18 protein-coding genes are annotated in these 16,585 nt (G+C 58.9%); 12 read left to right on the top strand and 6 right to left on the bottom strand.

Features of this window, described 5'->3' with window-relative positions:
• The first annotated feature begins 175 nt into the window (after nucleotides 1–175).
• The 5 genes from sucC to AC3WN7_RS21390 all read left to right on the top strand — a co-directional run bounded on the left by sucC (nucleotide 176) and on the right by AC3WN7_RS21390 (nucleotide 5,324).
• The gene (sucC, locus tag AC3WN7_RS21410) at nucleotides 176–1,342 is read left to right on the top strand and encodes an ADP-forming succinate--CoA ligase subunit beta (protein WP_003223015.1); all 1,167 of its coding nucleotides are present in this window, start codon (nucleotides 176–178) and stop codon (nucleotides 1,340–1,342) included.
• The gene (gene sucD / locus AC3WN7_RS21405) at nucleotides 1,342–2,223 is read left to right on the top strand and encodes a succinate--CoA ligase subunit alpha (RefSeq protein WP_003223019.1); all 882 of its coding nucleotides are present in this window, start codon (nucleotides 1,342–1,344) and stop codon (nucleotides 2,221–2,223) included. The genes sucC and sucD overlap by 1 nt, the downstream gene beginning before the upstream one ends.
• A gap of 402 nt (nucleotides 2,224–2,625) precedes the next feature.
• The gene (brnQ, locus tag AC3WN7_RS21400) at nucleotides 2,626–3,939 is read left to right on the top strand and encodes a branched-chain amino acid transport system II carrier protein (protein WP_095963893.1); all 1,314 of its coding nucleotides are present in this window, start codon (nucleotides 2,626–2,628) and stop codon (nucleotides 3,937–3,939) included.
• Between the two features lie 246 nt (nucleotides 3,940–4,185).
• On the top strand, nucleotides 4,186–4,923 hold the full coding sequence (locus AC3WN7_RS21395; RefSeq protein WP_095963894.1) for a DUF599 domain-containing protein: 738 nt from the start codon (nucleotides 4,186–4,188) through the stop codon (nucleotides 4,921–4,923).
• Nucleotides 4,923–5,324, top strand: a complete 402-nt coding sequence (locus AC3WN7_RS21390; RefSeq protein ID WP_102673329.1) for an MAPEG family protein — start codon at nucleotides 4,923–4,925, stop codon at nucleotides 5,322–5,324. The genes AC3WN7_RS21395 and AC3WN7_RS21390 overlap by 1 nt, the downstream gene beginning before the upstream one ends.
• A 67-nt stretch (nucleotides 5,325–5,391) precedes the next feature.
• On the opposite strand, the gene AC3WN7_RS21385 is transcribed toward AC3WN7_RS21390, so the two are convergent.
• Nucleotides 5,392–5,664: a hypothetical protein gene (locus tag AC3WN7_RS21385; protein ID WP_095964056.1), complete on the bottom strand. Its 273-nt coding sequence runs from the start codon at nucleotides 5,662–5,664 to the stop codon at nucleotides 5,392–5,394.
• 159 nt (nucleotides 5,665–5,823) lie between these two features.
• On the opposite strand from AC3WN7_RS21385, the gene AC3WN7_RS21380 reads away from it, so the two are divergent.
• From AC3WN7_RS21380 to AC3WN7_RS21365, 4 genes are all read left to right on the top strand, one after another.
• Nucleotides 5,824–6,300: a PaaI family thioesterase gene (locus tag AC3WN7_RS21380; RefSeq protein ID WP_095963896.1), complete on the top strand. Its 477-nt coding sequence runs from the start codon at nucleotides 5,824–5,826 to the stop codon at nucleotides 6,298–6,300.
• On the top strand, nucleotides 6,297–6,749 hold the full coding sequence (locus AC3WN7_RS21375; RefSeq protein ID WP_102673328.1) for a PaaI family thioesterase: 453 nt from the start codon (nucleotides 6,297–6,299) through the stop codon (nucleotides 6,747–6,749). The genes AC3WN7_RS21380 and AC3WN7_RS21375 overlap by 4 nt, the downstream gene beginning before the upstream one ends.
• Before the next feature lie 81 nt (nucleotides 6,750–6,830).
• The gene (gene htpG / locus AC3WN7_RS21370; protein WP_102673342.1) at nucleotides 6,831–8,735 is read left to right on the top strand and encodes a molecular chaperone HtpG; all 1,905 of its coding nucleotides are present in this window, start codon (nucleotides 6,831–6,833) and stop codon (nucleotides 8,733–8,735) included.
• 67 nt (nucleotides 8,736–8,802) lie between these two features.
• Nucleotides 8,803–9,531: a dienelactone hydrolase family protein gene (locus AC3WN7_RS21365; RefSeq protein WP_095963898.1), complete on the top strand. Its 729-nt coding sequence runs from the start codon at nucleotides 8,803–8,805 to the stop codon at nucleotides 9,529–9,531.
• A gap of 147 nt (nucleotides 9,532–9,678) precedes the next feature.
• Here AC3WN7_RS21365 and AC3WN7_RS21360 read toward each other — a convergent pair whose 3' ends face one another.
• On the bottom strand, nucleotides 9,679–10,539 hold the full coding sequence (locus AC3WN7_RS21360; protein WP_095963899.1) for a pirin family protein: 861 nt from the start codon (nucleotides 10,537–10,539) through the stop codon (nucleotides 9,679–9,681).
• A gap of 62 nt (nucleotides 10,540–10,601) precedes the next feature.
• Entirely contained in the window at nucleotides 10,602–11,018 is a 417-nt protein-coding gene (locus tag AC3WN7_RS21355) for an OsmC family protein (RefSeq protein WP_095963900.1), read from the bottom strand.
• Between the two features lie 105 nt (nucleotides 11,019–11,123).
• On the opposite strand from AC3WN7_RS21355, the gene AC3WN7_RS21350 reads away from it, so the two are divergent.
• Nucleotides 11,124–11,402: a hypothetical protein gene (locus tag AC3WN7_RS21350; protein WP_102673327.1), complete on the top strand. Its 279-nt coding sequence runs from the start codon at nucleotides 11,124–11,126 to the stop codon at nucleotides 11,400–11,402.
• Nucleotides 11,403–11,455: 53 nt separating this feature from the next.
• On the opposite strand, the gene AC3WN7_RS21345 is transcribed toward AC3WN7_RS21350, so the two are convergent.
• Genes AC3WN7_RS21345 through purM form a run of 3 tightly spaced genes read right to left on the bottom strand, consistent with a single transcriptional unit; the run spans nucleotide 11,456 to nucleotide 13,886 of the window.
• Nucleotides 11,456–12,169 (bottom strand): DUF3108 domain-containing protein, encoded by a 714-nt coding sequence (locus AC3WN7_RS21345; RefSeq protein ID WP_095963902.1) that lies wholly within the window; start codon nucleotides 12,167–12,169, stop codon nucleotides 11,456–11,458.
• 8 nt (nucleotides 12,170–12,177) lie between these two features.
• Entirely contained in the window at nucleotides 12,178–12,828 is a 651-nt protein-coding gene (gene purN, locus AC3WN7_RS21340) for a phosphoribosylglycinamide formyltransferase (RefSeq protein WP_102673326.1), read from the bottom strand.
• Nucleotides 12,828–13,886, bottom strand: a complete 1,059-nt coding sequence (gene purM, locus AC3WN7_RS21335; protein ID WP_102673325.1) for a phosphoribosylformylglycinamidine cyclo-ligase — start codon at nucleotides 13,884–13,886, stop codon at nucleotides 12,828–12,830. The genes purN and purM overlap by 1 nt, the downstream gene beginning before the upstream one ends.
• A gap of 384 nt (nucleotides 13,887–14,270) precedes the next feature.
• Between purM and AC3WN7_RS21330 the strand changes: the two genes are divergently transcribed.
• Nucleotides 14,271–15,329 carry a DUF2066 domain-containing protein gene (locus AC3WN7_RS21330; RefSeq protein ID WP_102673324.1) on the top strand — a complete coding sequence of 353 codons (1,059 nt, stop codon included), beginning with the start codon at nucleotides 14,271–14,273 and terminating at the stop codon, nucleotides 15,327–15,329.
• A gap of 36 nt (nucleotides 15,330–15,365) precedes the next feature.
• Nucleotides 15,366–16,439: an AI-2E family transporter gene (locus AC3WN7_RS21325; protein WP_095963905.1), complete on the top strand. Its 1,074-nt coding sequence runs from the start codon at nucleotides 15,366–15,368 to the stop codon at nucleotides 16,437–16,439.
• The last annotated feature ends 146 nt before the right edge of the window (nucleotides 16,440–16,585 follow it).

The raw sequence follows: 16,585 nt of genomic DNA, 5'->3' as shown, positions 1-16,585 counted from the left end.
ATAAGAAACCACGGCGGTTTGGCCCGTCGTGAGCCTTGCATGCAAGACTCACCGCGGAATATCCGCTGGACGCAGTCTTGCATAGCTCAGCTATGCAAGCAGCAGTCACAGGTGGTGCGGCACTTGAACGAGTGCAGCACCGAATGCGCAGTACCTAACGAAGACGGTAATAAGCATGAATCTTCACGAGTATCAGGGTAAGCAGCTGTTCGCTGAGTACGGCCTGCCAGTATCCACCGGTTACGCGGTAGACACCCCGGAAGCAGCAGCAGAAGCTTGCGACAAAATCGGCGGCAGCGAGTGGGTTGTCAAAGCCCAGGTCCACGCCGGTGGTCGCGGTAAAGCGGGCGGCGTAAAGCTGGTTCGCAACAAAGAAGACGCCAAAGCCTTCGCACAGCAGTGGCTGGGCAAGCGTCTGGTGACTTACCAGACTGACGCCAATGGTCAGCCAGTCACCAAGATCCTGGTTGAATCGTGCACTGATATCGCTAAAGAGCTGTACCTGGGCGCTGTCGTTGACCGTTCGAGCCGTCGCATCGTGTTCATGGCTTCCACCGAAGGTGGCGTGGACATCGAGAAAATCGCTCACGACACTCCAGAAAAAATTCTGAAAGCCACTATCGATCCACTGGTTGGCGCTCAGCCATTCCAGGGTCGCGAACTGGCTTTCCAGCTGGGTCTGGAAGGCAAGCAAGTTGCCCAGTTCGCCAAGATCTTCGTAGGTCTGGCCAAACTGTTCCAGGATCACGATCTGGCCCTGCTGGAAGTGAACCCGCTGGTGATCAAGGCTGACGGCGATCTGCACTGCCTGGACGCCAAGATCAACATCGACGCCAACGCCATGTACCGTCAGCCTAAGCTGAAGACTTTCCACGATCCGTCGCAAGACGATCCGCGCGAAGCGCACGCTGCCAAGTTCGAACTGAACTACGTAGCGCTGGAAGGCAACATCGGTTGCATGGTCAACGGTGCTGGCCTGGCCATGGGTACCATGGACATCGTCAACCTGCATGGCGGCAAGCCAGCCAACTTCCTCGACGTGGGTGGCGGTGCTACCAAGGAACGCGTTACCGAAGCGTTCAAGATCATCCTGTCCGACACTAACGTCGCTGCAGTACTGGTCAACATCTTCGGCGGCATCGTTCGTTGCGACATGATTGCCGAAGGCATCATCGGTGCAGTGAAAGAAGTCGGCGTGAAAATCCCGGTTGTTGTTCGCCTTGAAGGCAACAACGCTGAGCTGGGCGCTAAAGTACTGGCAGAAAGCGGTTTGAACATCATCGCTGCTACCAGCCTGACCGACGCTGCTCAACAAGTTGTCAAAGCTGCGGAGGGCAAATAATGAGCGTCCTGATCAATAAAGACACCAAAGTTATCTGCCAGGGTATTACCGGTTCGCAAGGTAGTTTCCACACCCAGCAAGCCATCGAGTACGGCACCAAGATGGTTGGTGGTGTAACTCCAGGCAAAGGCGGCACCGAGCACCTGGGTCTGCCAGTGTTCAACACCGTGAAAGACGCCGTAGCGGCCACTGGCGCCACCGCCAGCGTGATCTACGTTCCGGCTCCTTTCTGCAAGGACTCGATCCTGGAAGCTGCTTTCGGCGGCATCAAGCTGATCGTCTGCATCACCGAAGGCATTCCTACCCTGGACATGCTGGACGCTAAAGTTAAGTGCGACGAGCTGGGTGTTACCCTGATCGGCCCTAACTGCCCAGGCGTGATCACTCCAGGCGAATGCAAGATCGGCATCATGCCAGGTCACATTCACTTGCCAGGCAAGGTCGGTATCGTTTCCCGTTCCGGCACCCTGACCTACGAAGCTGTGAAGCAGACTACTGACGCCGGTTTCGGTCAGTCGACTTGCGTCGGCATCGGTGGTGACCCGATCCCGGGTTCGAACTTCATCGACATCCTGAAGCTGTTCCAGGAAGACCCGAAGACCGAAGCGATCGTGATGATCGGTGAGATCGGCGGTTCGGCTGAAGAAGAAGCGGCTGCCTACATCAAGGCACACGTGACCAAGCCGGTTGTTTCCTACATCGCTGGTGTGACTGCTCCTCCGGGCAAGCGCATGGGCCATGCTGGCGCAATCATCTCTGGCGGCAAAGGCACTGCAGACGAGAAATTCGCTGCTCTGCAAGACGCAGGCGTTAAAACCGTGCGTTCGCTGGCAGACATCGGCAAGGCCCTGGCCGAGCTGACTGGTTGGGCTGTCAAGTAAGCCTCGCGCTTGGCTGACGCTTTACCAGACAAAGGCCACCTTCGGGTGGCCTTTGTCGTTTCCGGCATTTGTGTTGGCTCTGCTGGCCCCTTCGCGGGCAAGCCCGCTCCCACATTTTGTACGCGTTCCAATGTGGGAGCGGGCTTGCCCGCGAAGGCTGACTTACAGACGACAACCATTTATATGCAAAAACGCGACACGAAAATGTCGTAGATCGGATAGTTCGCCCTCTAACAGTGCGTTTATCATCCAAATTCGTTAGGCTACGCGCCATTTTTGCGTCTGCGGCCCACAAGGCATCAACGCGCTAAAAGGGTCGGTCTTATACGGACTGACAGCATTTCCCTCACCCATAGGGAAATCCCTCTCTAAATTCCGATTCAGTAGTGTGGTATTTCCTTAATGAAAGTGTTGAAAGGCCAGGACATCCTGGCACTTGGTTTTATGACGTTTGCCCTGTTCGTCGGGGCTGGCAACATCATCTTCCCGCCTATCGTCGGTTTGCAGTCCGGGCCTAATGTCTGGATGGCGGCGCTGGGTTTCCTGGTCACGGCCGTTGGGCTGCCGGTGATCACCGTTGTGGCGCTGGCGAAGGTCGGCGGCGCAATGGATGCCTTGAGCAGCCCGATCGGTAAAATCGCCGGTGGCCTGTTGGCAGCGGCCTGCTACCTCGCTGTTGGCCCGCTGTTCGCGACGCCACGTACCGCGACGGTATCCTTCGAAGTGGGCCTGGCGCCGCTGACCGGCGAGAGCCCGCTGGCATTGTTCCTGTACAGCTCGGTTTACTTCCTGCTGGTGTTCTTCATCTCGCTGTACCCAGGCCGTTTGCTGGATACCGTAGGGCGCTTCCTCGCTCCGCTGAAGATCATCGCCCTGGCCGTGCTGGGCATTGCAGCATTCGCCCTGCCGGCCGGAGACATTGGCCAGGCCACGCCTGAATACGTGGCGGCACCGTTTTCCCAAGGCTTCATCAATGGTTACCTGACCATGGATACCTTGGGCGCGCTGGTGTTCGGCATCGTCATCGTCAACGCCATTCGCTCCCGCGGCGTCGAGTCGCCAGCACTGATCACCCGTTATGCGATCATCGCCGGTCTGATCGCCGGCGTCGGCCTGGCGCTGGTTTACGTCAGCCTGTTCCGTCTCGGTTCGGGCAGCCATGAAGTGGCCGCTGGTGCTACCAATGGCGCGGCGGTGCTGCACGCTTACGTGCAGCACACCTTCGGTTCGCTGGGCAGTGGTTTCCTGGCCGTGCTGATTTCCCTGGCGTGCCTGGTGACCGCGGTCGGCCTGACCTGTGCCTGCGCCGAGTACTTCAGCCGAGTGCTGCCGCTGTCCTACAAGACACTGGTGATCATCCTCGCGGTGTTCTCGCTGCTGGTGTCCAACCTGGGACTGACCAAGCTGATTGCGTTCTCGATCCCGGTGCTCACCGCGATCTACCCACCGTGCATCGTTCTGGTGGCGTTGAGCTTCTGCAAGGACTTCTGGCATGAGCAGGGTCGTATCCTCGGCCCGGTCATGCTGGTGTCGTTCCTCTTCGGCCTGATCGACGCCCTCAAGGGTGCAGGCCTGGCGGACTGGATGCCGACGCAAATGGCCCACCTGCCGCTGAGCGAGCAGGGCCTGGCCTGGCTGGTGCCTTCGGTGATGACGCTGGTGGTTGCCGTGGTCTGCGACCGTCTGCTGGGCAAGCGCGAAGAAGCGCTGGCTTAAGCTTTACCGGCCCGTCACAAAACAGAAATGCCCCGTATCAATCGATACGGGGCATTTTTTTATGGGGTGATGCGGTGTCTTTTGCGTTGAGCTAACGTCGAAGCATTGCAAATCCTGATGTGGGAGCGGGCTTGCTCGCGAAGACGGTGGGTCAGTCAACATCAATGTTGAATGATAAGCCGCCTTCGCGAGCAAGCCCGCTCCCACAGGGATTCGGTACTCCTCTTGCACATCACAAGGACCTGCATGTCGTTCATCCAAGCCAACCTGATCCACATACTTGCCGCCATCTGGTTCGTCATCTGTTGGGGTGGGTACACCCGCTATGCCACCTGGAAAGGCCGTGACACCGCGTGCCTGGCCAGTGTGCTGCACCTCTATCGTGAAGACTGGATGCGCCGCATGCTGCTGCGCGACAACCGCATCGCCGATGCCAGCGTGATCGGCAACCTGGAACGCAACGCTTCGTTCTTCGCCTCCAGTACGTTGATTATCCTGGCCGGTATTCTCACGGTGCTGGGGGCTTCGGAAAGGGCGGTGTCGTTGCTGGCGGATATCCCGATGGTGCAACAGGCGTCCCAGGGCATGTCGGAAATCAAGTTGCTGTGCCTGGCGCTGGTGTTTGTCTATGCGTTCTTCACGTTCAGCTGGTGCATGCGCCAGTACAACTTTGCGGCGGTACTGGTGGGATCGGCGCCAATGGTCGGCGAGCGTCTTGTGTCGGAACAAGAGCGCAAAGCGTTTGCTTCCCGCGCGGCTCGCGTCATATCCATGGCCGCCAACCAGTTCAACTTCGGGCTGCGTTCCTACTACTTTGGAATGACCATGCTGGCCTGGTTTGTCAGTCCCTGGTTGTTCATGTTGATGAGTGCCGGCGTGGTATTTGTGTTGTACCGTCGCGAGTTTCACTCTGACGTTCTCGACGTGATGGTCTATACCCCTACAGAGGCGCCATTGCCCGAGGTGAACAAAGAGGCTGCTTGATGAGTATTCCGTTCTGGTGTGTGTTTATCAGTGCCGTGCTGATTTACGTGGCGCGTATGCCTGTGACCAAGGCCATGAAAGAGCAGGGCGGTTACAACAATCACCTGCCGCGCCAGCAGCAGGGCCAACTCACAGGTTTCGGTGCCCGTGCGCTGGCGGCGCATCAGAATAGTTTTGAAGCCTTCATATTGTTTGCGGTGGGTGTGTTGATGGCGCATACAACGCAGACGGCAGGCTGGCTCATCGATTTGCTCGCGATCATCTTTGTGGTCACTCGGGTTATTTATCTGGTGTGTTACTGGAAGGACCTGGCCTGGCAACGCAGTCTGGTCTGGCTGGTGGGATTAATCTGCTCGCTGTTGCTGATGATTAGTCCGACTTTTCGAACGATTTTGCTCTAAGCATTTTTTTGAAGGCAAAAGAAAACCCGCACTTGGCGGGTTTTCTTTTGTCACGCTAAAAACCGGATTAGTTCTTAGGCGCTTCCGGAGCGGCTGGAGTGGCCGGAGCAGCCGGAGCAGCCTCTTTTGCCGCTTCCGCGTTCGATTCAGCCTGAGCTTTGGCGGCTTCGGCGTTTTCCTTCGCCGCGTCGTTCACTTTATCCTGAGCTTCGTTCATTTTTTGCTGGGCTTGCTCAGCATGTTGGTTAGCATCTTGAGCTTTGTCCTCGGATTTTTTATCGCAGGCAGCGAGACCGAGGGAAGCGGTCAACATCAAGGCAATAGCTAAAGTCTTACGCATGGGGTGTTTCTCCTGATGAAAAGCATGTACTGGCATTAAGAGCTCACACATCAGGGTTAAGTTCCTTAATTCTTTCAGATATATAAGTTTTGTTCTAATGCGGAACTTTTACCCGGACTGCCACCGCATTGCACGAACGTAAACAAGAGTGTTTATCAAATGGCTGAAAACCCCGTTTTTGAGCAAGCAAAGCGCTTTCTGTCGGCGCTGCGACATTGTCAGGTACTTGGACTAAGCGTTCACAGCGCCAGCAGCGAAGGGCTGACAATTGTGCTGCCGTACAGCCCGCAGATCGTTGGCAATCCCGAAACCGGTGTGATTCATGGCGGGGCACTGACCTCGCTGATGGACACGGCCTGTGGCATGGCGACGCTCTGTGTGCTCCCGGAGTTCGAAGTCTGCCCGACCCTCGACCTGCGCATCGACTACATGCACGCCGCCGAACCGCACAAGGACGTCTATGGCTTCGCCCAGTGCTACCGGGTCACCACCGACGTGATTTTTGCCCGTGGCTTCGCCTATCAGGATGATCCCGGGCAACCCATTGCCCATGTGATGGGCACATTCATGCGCATGGGCAAGAACATTAAAGGCACCAAGGGCTTTGGTAGCGCCGTCGCCGGAGGTGCGCAATGAGCGATTCGCTGAAGGATCAATTGCAAAAGGCCCATGAGCAAGGCGATTACGCCGCGCTGCTGGGCTTGATTCCCTATGCCCGGCTGATCGGCGTCGAATGTTCACGGGTGGGCGATGAGCTGCTGTTCAAGCTGCCGGCGAACAAGGACAACATCGGCAACCCTTTGCTGCCGGCGATTCATGGCGGTGTGATCGCCGGGTTCATGGAATTGGCAGCGGCGCTGCACCTGCTGGTGTTTACCGGATCACCCGGGGTGCCGAAGATCATCGACTTCTCCCTGGATTACCTGCGAGCCGGGCAGTTTCGCGACACCTGGGCCCGATGCCAGGTTTGCCGCCAGGGTCGTCGGGTTGCCAACGTGGCGATTACCGCCTGGCAAAGCACTGAGGCCGAACCCATCGCCACGGCCCGTGCACATTTCAAACTCGAAGAGCCCTTGAAATCCTGAACTCAGCCCCAAACTCTGATGACAACCCGCCGCCGACCCTCAAGGTCGCGGCTTATGCCATCTGATTGGAGTTTGATGACCATGAGTGTGGAAACTCAAAAGGAAACCCTGGGCTTCCAGACCGAGGTGAAGCAGCTGCTGCATCTCATGATCCATTCGTTGTATTCCAACAAGGAAATTTTCCTTCGCGAATTGATCTCGAACGCCTCTGACGCTGTCGACAAATTACGTTTCGAAGCCCTGGCCAAGCCAGAGCTGCTGGAAGGCGGCGCCGAACTGAAAATCCGCGTGAGCTTCGACAAGGACGCTAAAACCGTCACCCTCGAAGACAACGGTATCGGCATGAGCCGCGAAGATGCGATCACCCACCTGGGTACCATCGCCAAGTCCGGCACCGCCGATTTCATGAAGCACCTGACCGGCGACCAGAAGAAAGACTCGCACCTGATCGGCCAGTTCGGTGTCGGTTTCTACTCCGCCTTCATCGTCGCCGACAAGGTCGATGTGTACAGCCGTCGTGCCGGCAGCGCTGCCAGCGAAGGCGTGCACTGGTCGTCCAGGGGCGAAGGTGATTTCGAAGTCGCGACCATCGACAAGGCCGAGCGCGGCACTCGCATTGTCCTGCACCTGAAATCCGGTGAAGACGAATTCGCCGATGGCTGGCGCCTGCGCAACATCATCAAGAAATACTCCGACCACATCGCCTTGCCCATCGAGTTGCCCAAAGAAGTGGCAGCCACCGAAGGCGAAGAGAAGCCTGCCGTTGAATGGGAAACCGTCAACCGCGCCAGCGCTCTGTGGACCCGTCCGCGTACCGAGATCAAGGACGAGGAATACCAGGAGTTCTACAAGCACATCGCTCACGATTTCGAAAACCCGCTGAGCTGGAGCCACAACAAGGTCGAAGGCAAGCTGGAATACAGCTCGCTGCTGTACGTGCCGACCCGCGCTCCGTTCGACCTGTACCAGCGTGAAGCGCCAAAAGGCCTGAAGCTGTACGTGCAGCGCGTGTTCGTCATGGATCAGGCCGAGTCCTTCCTGCCGCTGTACCTGCGCTTCATCAAGGGTGTGGTCGACTCCAACGACCTGTCGCTGAACGTGTCGCGGGAAATCCTGCAGAAAGACCCGATCATCGACTCCATGAAGTCGGCGCTGACCAAGCGCGTGCTGGACATGCTGGAAAAACTGGCGAAGAACGAGCCTGAGCAATACAAGGGCTTCTGGAAAAACTTCGGTCAGGTCATGAAGGAAGGCCCGGCAGAAGATTTCGCCAACAAGGAAAAAATCGCCGGTCTGCTGCGTTTCGCATCGACCCATGGTGACGATGGCGAGCAGGTTGTCGGCCTGGCCGAGTACCTGGCGCGCGCCAAGGAAGGTCAGGACAAGATCTACTACCTGACCGGCGAAACCTACGCACAGGTCAAGAACAGCCCGCACCTGGAAGTCTTCCGCAAGAAAGGCATCGAAGTGCTGCTGTTGACCGACCGCATCGACGAGTGGCTGATGAGCTACCTCAGCGACTTCGACGGCAAGAGCTTCGTCGACGTGGCGCGCGGTGACCTGGACCTCGGCAACCTGGACTCGGAAGAGGACAAGAAGGCCGCGGAAGAAGTCGCGAAGTCTAAAGAAGGTCTGGTTGAGCGTCTGAAAACCGCACTGGGCGAATCCGTTGCGCAAGTTCGGGTGTCCCATCGCCTGACCGATTCGCCGGCGATCCTGGCCATCGGTGAGCAGGACCTGGGCCTGCAGATGCGCCAGATTCTGGAGGCTAGCGGGCAGAAGGTTCCGGATTCGAAGCCGATCTTCGAATTCAACCCGGCTCACCCGCTGATCGAGAAGCTCGACAACGAGCAGAGTGACGAGCGCTTTGGCGATCTGTCGCACATCCTCTTCGATCAGGCGGCCCTGGCGGCCGGCGACAGCTTGAAAGATCCGGCGGCCTATGTGCGCCGTCTGAACAAACTGTTGGTCGAGCTATCGGCTTGACTGTGTTGTAGAAAAACCCGCTTCGGCGGGTTTTTTCATTCTGGTGTTCAACAATCAGGAGTCAGAAATGAGCCAAATCACTGTACGTTCCGTTGCCTATCAGATTGATGGCCAGGCCTACGAAAGCCGTCTGGCCTTCGATGCCGACCATAAAGGCCCGCGTCCGGGCTTGTTGATGGCGCCGAACTGGATGGGCGTCAGCGCCGGTGCCGAGGAGATCGCCAGGTCCGTGGCGGCCAAGGGCTACGTGGTGCTGATCGCTGACCTTTACGGGCAATCGGTTCGTCCGTCGAACAATGACGAGGCCGGGGCGGCAATGATGCCGCTGAAGAATGACCGTGGGTTACTGCGCAAGCGCATGCAGGTGGCGTTCGAGCAGTTGCAGAGCCAGGGCGAGGCGGCAGTCGATACGTCGAAGCTGGCGACCTACGGTTTCTGTTTCGGCGGTTGCTGTGCCCTGGAGTTTGCCCGTACCGGTGCGCCGGTGAAGGCCGCGGTATCCTTCCACGGCACGCTGGATACACCGAATCCGGCCGACGCGAAAAACATCAAGGGTAAGGTCCTGGTCCTGCACGGTGCTTCCGATCCACTGGTGCCGAAGGAGCAGTTGCCGGCGTTCGAAGATGAAATGAACGCGGCCGGTGTGGACTGGCAGTTGCTGAGCTACGGCGGTGCGTTTCACTCGTTCACCGATCCGCATGCGAATGTGCCGGGGATGATGATGTATGACGCCAAGGTGGCTTCCCGCGCGTTCACATCGATGCATAACTTGCTGGATGAAGTGTTCAGGGGCTGACCATGATTGGGTCGGTGTGAGTGCCGGCCCCTTCGCGGGCAAGCCCGCTCCCACAGGAACTCGCGTTGTTTGCAATTTTTGTGATCGAGACGATCAACTGTGGGAGCGGGCTTGCCCGCGATGGCGGTGTAACTGGCGCCGAAAACTTTAAGGCAATTCGATCCTCTCACTTTCCCCCGGCACCGTCGGCCAGTCCCCGGCCGCCCAGCGCCGGCGCGCTTCATCAATCGCCGCCGGATCGCTCGCGACAAAATTCCAGTTGATCCGCCGTGGCCCGTCCAGCGGCGCGCCGCCAAACAACACGGCGTGACTGTCGCTTTCAGCGAAAAGTGTCATTTCTTCCCCGGTCGGCAACACAACCAGCGAATACGGTTCTATCAGCTCGCCATCCAGTTGCACCTCGCCGCTCAACACATACAGCGCACGTTCTTCATGCTCGGTGGGAATCAGCAATGTCGTCGCCGTTTGCAGGTGCAATTCTGCGTACAACGTAGGAGAAAGCACCGGCACCGGTGACTCCAGGCAAAAGCCCGACCCGGCAATCATGCGGATCTTCACCCCCAGGTTTTCGCTGACTGGCAAGGTGGACGCCGGATGGTGGCTGTAATGCCCCGGACCCTGTTCTTTTTCCTTGGGCGATGCCAGCCAGATCTGCAAACCGTGCATCGTGAAGCCGCTCTCCTTGAGTGCCTCGGGCGTGCGTTCGACGTGGGCAATGGCGCTGCCGGCCGTCATCCAGCTGACATCGCCGGTATCAACAACCTGATCGGAACCCAGGCTGTCCTTGTGCTGGATTTGCCCCTGGAACAAATAGGTCAGGGTGGACAGGCCGATGTGTGGGTGCTGGCGGATATTCATGCCTTTGCCCGGCGGATAACGGGTTTCCAGCATGTGATCGAAAAACACGAATGGCCCGACGCTGCGGCACTTGGCGGATGGCAGTGGACGCAGGATCGGCTGACCTTCGACGTCTTCGGTGCGGGGGCGTATCACGAGCGGAGTGTTCATGGTGCGTTCCAGGCTGAGCGGGTGATGCGTTCGAGCATAACCCGCTTGCGCAGCCCTTGCCGCTATTGGCTGAAGGCGCCTTCGGACAAGTGCGTTTCGATGCTGACTTCAGACGTGGTCATCAGCTTGTGGATCGGGCAGCGATCGGCCACGCGGTGCAGCTCGTCGCGCTGGGCGTCGGTGAGTACACCCTTGAGGGTCAGTTTGACGTGCAGCGTGTATTGGCCTTTCTGTTCCAGGCTGTTGTCGCGCTTGACCTCGACGCCGACGCCGGTCAACGGGATGTCCTTCTTCTTTGCATAGAGCTTGAGGGTCAGGGCTTTGCAGGCGCCGAGCGCGGCATCGAAATAATCGTGCGGTTCCGGCGCAGTGCCTTCACCGCCCGCCGTGACGGGCGCGTCGGCGAAGAGTTCATGGTCATCGATTTGTACGCTGTGGCGAAAGCCTTCGGCAGAAACGGTGTTGACGGTAACGGTCATGGGAAACCTCGCAAGCAACAGATGTTTGTTCGATCAAAAAGACCTTGAAGGTATAGAGCATGGTGCCGGATGTGCGTTCCGGTTTTCTTGTACAGGTGGGGCTTTTTGCTGAATCGTTACCGTAGCCGTGATGGTATTTTGCACGCAGCAACGTCGCAAGCTTCGGGCGAGTCCGACCGCATTGCCCAACACGGCCGTGAACAAGTGCACCAGACAGTGCTGTCGATCGAGTCGCTGGCTGAGGATGTCACCACCAACGTTGCTCAGGTCGAAGATCTGGCGCAACAGAGCCCGCCCGGAGCGGACCAGGTCAGTGCGGCGAGTCAGGCGTTGTCGCGGTTGTCGGTAGACCTCAATACCTTGGTGGCACGCTTCTCGGTCTGAATTTTTGATAAAAAAAAGCCCCGCGATGGCGGGGCTTTTCGTGTCGATACGGATTAGCTGCCTTTGACAGTCTTGCCGTTGACCTTGCCGTCCAGGAGCATGATGTTGTACTCCTTGCCGTCGGTCTCGACCTGTTGCAGGCGAACCAGCAGGTAATCCCAATCCTTGGCGAACCACAGCACGGTGATGCGCTTGCTTTGCGTCGGGTCGCGCACGCGTTCGACCTTGATCGCATCGATCTGGCCAGCCTTGGTTTCGACTTTTTCCGAACCCAGCACGCGGAAGTCATAGGTATCGACTTCGCCATCATCGACCACCTGATAGCTCATGCTTTTCTTGCCGGCGGCCACGTCATGCTGCAGCGCCAGCTGGTAGGTGGATTTGTCGAGCATGCCGCGGTTGAGCGCAATATTGACTGCGTCGCCTCGATCGGTACCGGTGACTTTCTTGGCAGTCCAGTCGAAGTCCAGGTCAGCCTTCTTGGCTTTGCCCAGGCCACCCCGTTCGAAATGGTAGGACTGTGGCAGCAGGGTGTCCTTGTCGACGGTCAGGGTGCTTTCTTCGGACAGGCTGGCAATCATCATCGATGCCTTGAAGTTGAGCTTCCAGACACCGTTTGCTTCCTTGGTCAGGCTGCGTTCAGCCGTGCCGCTCATGGGCAACTGTTTCCAGTCGGCGGTGTAGCTGGCGGAGAAGGGTTGAAGTTCTGCCGCCTGAGCGAAGGGCATAGCGAGCAGAGCGCAAGCGAAGAGCAGGGCGCGACGCATAAAATCTCCTAGTTTCGAATCAAGTGGCCGCTGGCCGCGAGTAGCTGTCCATCCAGTAAAGCACCTTGCTCGCCGAGGGCCAGACGACCTTCGGCAAACCAGCGTACGGCCATCGGGTAGATCAGGTGTTCCTGAACATGGACCCGCTGCGCCAGACTCTGCGGCGAATCCTGTAACTCTACCGGTATTACAGCTTGTACGACCAGTGGTCCGCCATCGAGTTCCTCGGTGACGAAGTGCACGGAGCAGCCGTGCTCGGCGTCGCCAGCCTCCAGCGCGCGCTGATGAGTGTGTAACCCTTTGTATTTGGGTAGCAGCGAGGGATGGATATTGAGCAGGCGACCCTGATAGTGGCGTACGAAACCCGCGCTGAGAATGCGCATGAATCCGGCCAGTACCACGAGTTTGGGATTGAAGGCGTCGATCAGTTCGATCAGCGCGGCATCGAAGGCCTCGCGACCTTCGAAAGCCTTGTGATCCAGGCTGCGGGTGTCGATACCCGCGTCGCTGGCGCGTTGCAGGCCGTAGGCGTCGGCGCGGTTGGAAATCACCGCAGCGATGCGGACCGGGCTGTCGCCGGTCCGCGTGCTGTCGATCAGGGCCTGCAAGTTACTGCCGGTGCCGGACAACAGCACCACGACATCACAGGTCTTAGGCATCAGTGAGCCTTGAGGTTCTTCAGTTCTACCTGAGCCGCGCCTTCGGCAGCGGTGGAGATCTGGCCGATGACCCAAGGCTGCTCGCCCGCTTCGCGCAGAACGTTCAGGGCGACTTCAACGTGCTCCTGAGCCACGCAGATGACCATGCCCACGCCGCAGTTCAGCACGCGGTGCATTTCGTTCTCGTCGACGTTGCCTTTCTCTTGCAGCCAGTCGAACACGGCCGGACGGGTCCAGCTCGCCACGTCAACCACAGCCTGCGCGCCTTTTGGCAGGACGCGCGGGATGTTGTCCAGCAGGCCGCCACCGGTGATGTGGGCCATGGCTTTGACCGCGCCGGTTTCCTTGATCAGCTTGAGCAGCGGCTTCACGTAGATGCGGGTCGGTGCCATCAGCAGGTCGGTCAGTGGTTTGCCGTCGAGCTGGGTGTTTTCGATGTCGGCGCCGGACACTTCGATGATCTTGCGGATCAGCGAGTAGCCGTTGGAGTGCGGGCCGGAAGACGGCAGGGCGAGCAGGGCGTCGCCGGCAGCAACCTTGGAGCCGTCGATGATTTCGGATTTTTCCACGACGCCGACGCAGAAGCCGGCCAGGTCGTAGTCTTCGCCTTCGTACATGCCCGGCATTTCAGCGGTTTCACCGCCAACCAGCGAGCAGCCCGACAGTTCGCAGCCAGCGCCGATGCCGGTAACAACCTGGGCAGCGGTGTCGACGTTCAGTTTGCCGGTGGCGTAGTAGTCGAGGAAGAACAGTGGTTCTGCGCCGCACACCACCAGGTCGTTGACGCACATGGCAACCAGGTCGATGCCGATGCTGTCGTGCTTGTTCAGGTTCAATGCCAGGCGCAGCTTGGTGCCGACGCCGTCAGTACCGGAAACCAGCACAGGCTGCTTGTAGCCGGCCGGGATTTCGCAGAGGGCGCCGAAACCGCCCAGGCCGCCCATGACTTCCGGGCGCGCAGTGCGCTTGGCGACGCTCTTGATGCGTTCGACCAATGCTTCACCGGCGTCGATGTCTACACCGGCGTCCTTGTAGCTCAGGGAGGGTTGCTTGCTCATGATCCAGGCCTTTAGGGGGGATTCAGGGGTAACGACCGAGTCCAGCGGGGCCGCCGAAATCGACGAAGGCGATTGCCTCACGCGAATTTCGAAAGTGCCCGGCTGTTGCCGGTCTGCGAAGGCGCGCGATTTTATCAGGCTTGAGCCGCAGCGGCCATCCTCAGGCCGACAGCAGGGCCATATCCGTTAAAAAAAACCGTTGATGCACGGTGTCGGTGGCATCCTGCCTGGCTGTATAAGGTGTCGCGATTAACCGTCTATCGTTATGACAGTGCGAAAACTTACCCGGAACGTGTGAATGTTTTGCATCGGGCAATGGTCACAGCCTTGCTCGATCGTCTTCATGCGGTCTGTTCCAGCCGCTCTTGTCGTCAGGAATCTTCCATGCGTTTTTGTAAATTCTTGCTTGTGAGTTGTTTGTCAGTGGTCAGCCTGGTCAGTCATGCCGAAACCGTCAAAGGCCTGTATCAGGTGCGCGAGCCGGTGAATGGCCAGTCGCCCGAGGAGCGGGACCAGGCGACTCAACGTGCATTGGACACGTTGGTGTTGCGCCTGACCGGCGACCCCAAGGCCGCTCAAAATCCGGGGCTGGCGGCGATTCGCAAAGATCCGCAACAGATCATCAGCCAATACGGCTTTGAAGCCGGTCCGCCGGAAGTCCTGAAAGTCGATTTCGACCCGGGAACCACTGAGCAGGCCTTGCGCCGCGCCGGCCTGGCCATGTGGGGGGCCAATCGGCCGTCGATCCTCGGCTGGTGGCTCAACGATTCCACCGAGGGTTCAAGCCTGGTGGGCGACGGCCAGGCCAGCGCGGCACCGCTGCGTCGGGCTGCCCAGCACCGGGGGTTGCCATTGCGCTTGCCATTGGCGGACCTGAACGAACAGATCGTCGCGACCGCGCCGAATCTTGAAGGCGCAGATTCCGGCCCTTTGCTTGCGGCATCGGAACGCTACAACGCCGACGCCCTGCTCGCGGTACACGCCAAAGAGGAGGGCGGGCAGTGGCAAGCCAAGTGGCAATTGTGGCTGGGGGATAAAAAAGAGGCAGGCAGCGTGCAGGGTGCCGATCAGGCCGCCGTGGCCGATGCGGTGATGCTGGCGGTCAATGAGCGGCTGGCGCCGCGGTTTGTCGCCAAGCCCGGTGCTTCGAGCGCGCAATTGCTGGAAGTGCAAGGCATGAATCTTGAGCACTACGCGTCCCTGGGACGCTTGCTGGAGCCATTTGGCGGGCGCGTGCAAAGCGTCGACGGCGACCGGATCGTCTACCGGGTCAATGGCAGCGCCGAGCAGTTGCGTGCACAACTGTCGCTGGCACGGTTGCAGGAAGCGCCGGCGGCTCAGGCGCCGACTCCGGCAGTGCCGGTTCAGCCGGCCGCCGGTGGTGCGGTGCCCGCCCCGGCGCCTGCGCCAGCCCCGACTCCGCAACTGCGGTTTCGCTGGTAGTTTTTCTCTCTTTATATAGAAGCAATGGAGTGGTTTATGGCCGATACGCGGCGTTGGTTCTGGCTCGGCGGGGTGCTCCTGCTTTGTGTTTTTGTCTGGTTGTTGCATCCGATCCTGACGCCGTTCCTGGTGGCCCTGCTGTTGGCCTATCTGTTCGACCCGCTGGTGGATCGACTGGAGAAGGCGGGGCTGTCTCGAACCTGGGGTGTAGTGGCGGTGTTTGCCCTGTTTACATTGATCCTCACCGCGCTGCTGTTGGTCCTGGTGCCGTTGCTCGCCCGGCAACTGTTTCGTTTGTATGAGCTGGCCCCGCAGATGCTCGACTGGCTGCAGCACACGGCGTTGCCCTGGGCGCAATCGAAGTTCGGCCTGTCGGAGGGCTTCTGGAAGTTCGACAGGCTCAAGGCCGCCATCGGCGAGCATATGAGTCAGACCTCCGATGTGGTCGGCGTGGTACTGAGTCATGCCACTGCCTCGGGTCTGGCGTTGATTGGCTGGTTGGCGAATCTGGTGTTGATCCCGGTGGTGAGCTTCTATCTGTTGCGCGATTGGGACCTGATGATGGCCAAGGTCCGCAGCCTGCTGCCTCGAGATCGTGAAGCGCGCGCGATGTCGCTGGCGGGTGAATGCCATGAAGTACTCGGAGCGTTCGTTCGTGGTCAGTTGCTGGTCATGGTGGCCCTGGGGGTGATCTATGCAGCAGGCCTGATGCTGGTCGGGCTGGAGCTGGGCTTGCTGATTGGCGTGATTGCCGGTCTGGCAGCGATCGTGCCGTACATGGGATTTATCATCGGCATCGGTGCGGCGCTGATTGCAGGGCTGTTCCAGTTCGGTGGCGATCTATACCCGATGCTGGGCATTGTCGCGGTGTTCATGGTCGGCCAGGCGCTGGAGGGTATGGTGCTGACGCCGTTGCTGGTCGGTGACCGGATTGGTTTGCACCCGGTGGCGGTGATTTTCTCGATTCTGGCCGGGGGTGAGCTGTTCGGCTTTACCGGTGTGCTGCTGGCATTGCCGGTTGCCGCGGTGATCATGGTGCTGGTGCGCCATGTGCAAGATTTGTATAAGGATTCCGATATCTACGGGGGCGTCGACGAACCGCAGGGGTAAAAGGTGTCGATGGGCGATGGCGGGCTGCCCGGGTTCGTGCCGGGTCAGCCTGATTACACAGCGCGACTGCTACATGCACCGCCAAAGAAACTGTCATAAAACCGATGCGTTAACGCAAACCTTTGATTTTGCTTGTGGTCTATCGC

Source organism: Pseudomonas sp. FW305-70, from assembly GCF_058783925.1.
Note: the sequence above shows the minus strand (reverse complement) of the source record. Positions and strands in the feature narration are given on the sequence as shown.

Coding starts and splice junctions, on each gene's coding strand:
- sucC (WP_003223015.1), top strand. CDS start 176: ATGAATCTTCACGAGTATCAGGGTAAGCAGCTGTTCGCTGAGTACGGC.
- sucD (WP_003223019.1), top strand. CDS start 1,342: ATGAGCGTCCTGATCAATAAAGACACCAAAGTTATCTGCCAGGGTATT.
- brnQ (WP_095963893.1), top strand. CDS start 2,626: ATGAAAGTGTTGAAAGGCCAGGACATCCTGGCACTTGGTTTTATGACG.
- AC3WN7_RS21395 (WP_095963894.1), top strand. CDS start 4,186: ATGTCGTTCATCCAAGCCAACCTGATCCACATACTTGCCGCCATCTGG.
- AC3WN7_RS21390 (WP_102673329.1), top strand. CDS start 4,923: ATGAGTATTCCGTTCTGGTGTGTGTTTATCAGTGCCGTGCTGATTTAC.
- AC3WN7_RS21385 (WP_095964056.1), bottom strand. CDS start 5,664: ATGCGTAAGACTTTAGCTATTGCCTTGATGTTGACCGCTTCCCTCGGT.
- AC3WN7_RS21380 (WP_095963896.1), top strand. CDS start 5,824: ATGGCTGAAAACCCCGTTTTTGAGCAAGCAAAGCGCTTTCTGTCGGCG.
- AC3WN7_RS21375 (WP_102673328.1), top strand. CDS start 6,297: ATGAGCGATTCGCTGAAGGATCAATTGCAAAAGGCCCATGAGCAAGGC.
- htpG (WP_102673342.1), top strand. CDS start 6,831: ATGAGTGTGGAAACTCAAAAGGAAACCCTGGGCTTCCAGACCGAGGTG.
- AC3WN7_RS21365 (WP_095963898.1), top strand. CDS start 8,803: ATGAGCCAAATCACTGTACGTTCCGTTGCCTATCAGATTGATGGCCAG.
- AC3WN7_RS21360 (WP_095963899.1), bottom strand. CDS start 10,539: ATGAACACTCCGCTCGTGATACGCCCCCGCACCGAAGACGTCGAAGGT.
- AC3WN7_RS21355 (WP_095963900.1), bottom strand. CDS start 11,018: ATGACCGTTACCGTCAACACCGTTTCTGCCGAAGGCTTTCGCCACAGC.
- AC3WN7_RS21345 (WP_095963902.1), bottom strand. CDS start 12,169: ATGCGTCGCGCCCTGCTCTTCGCTTGCGCTCTGCTCGCTATGCCCTTC.
- purN (WP_102673326.1), bottom strand. CDS start 12,828: ATGCCTAAGACCTGTGATGTCGTGGTGCTGTTGTCCGGCACCGGCAGT.
- purM (WP_102673325.1), bottom strand. CDS start 13,886: ATGAGCAAGCAACCCTCCCTGAGCTACAAGGACGCCGGTGTAGACATC.
- AC3WN7_RS21330 (WP_102673324.1), top strand. CDS start 14,271: ATGCGTTTTTGTAAATTCTTGCTTGTGAGTTGTTTGTCAGTGGTCAGC.
- AC3WN7_RS21325 (WP_095963905.1), top strand. CDS start 15,366: ATGGCCGATACGCGGCGTTGGTTCTGGCTCGGCGGGGTGCTCCTGCTT.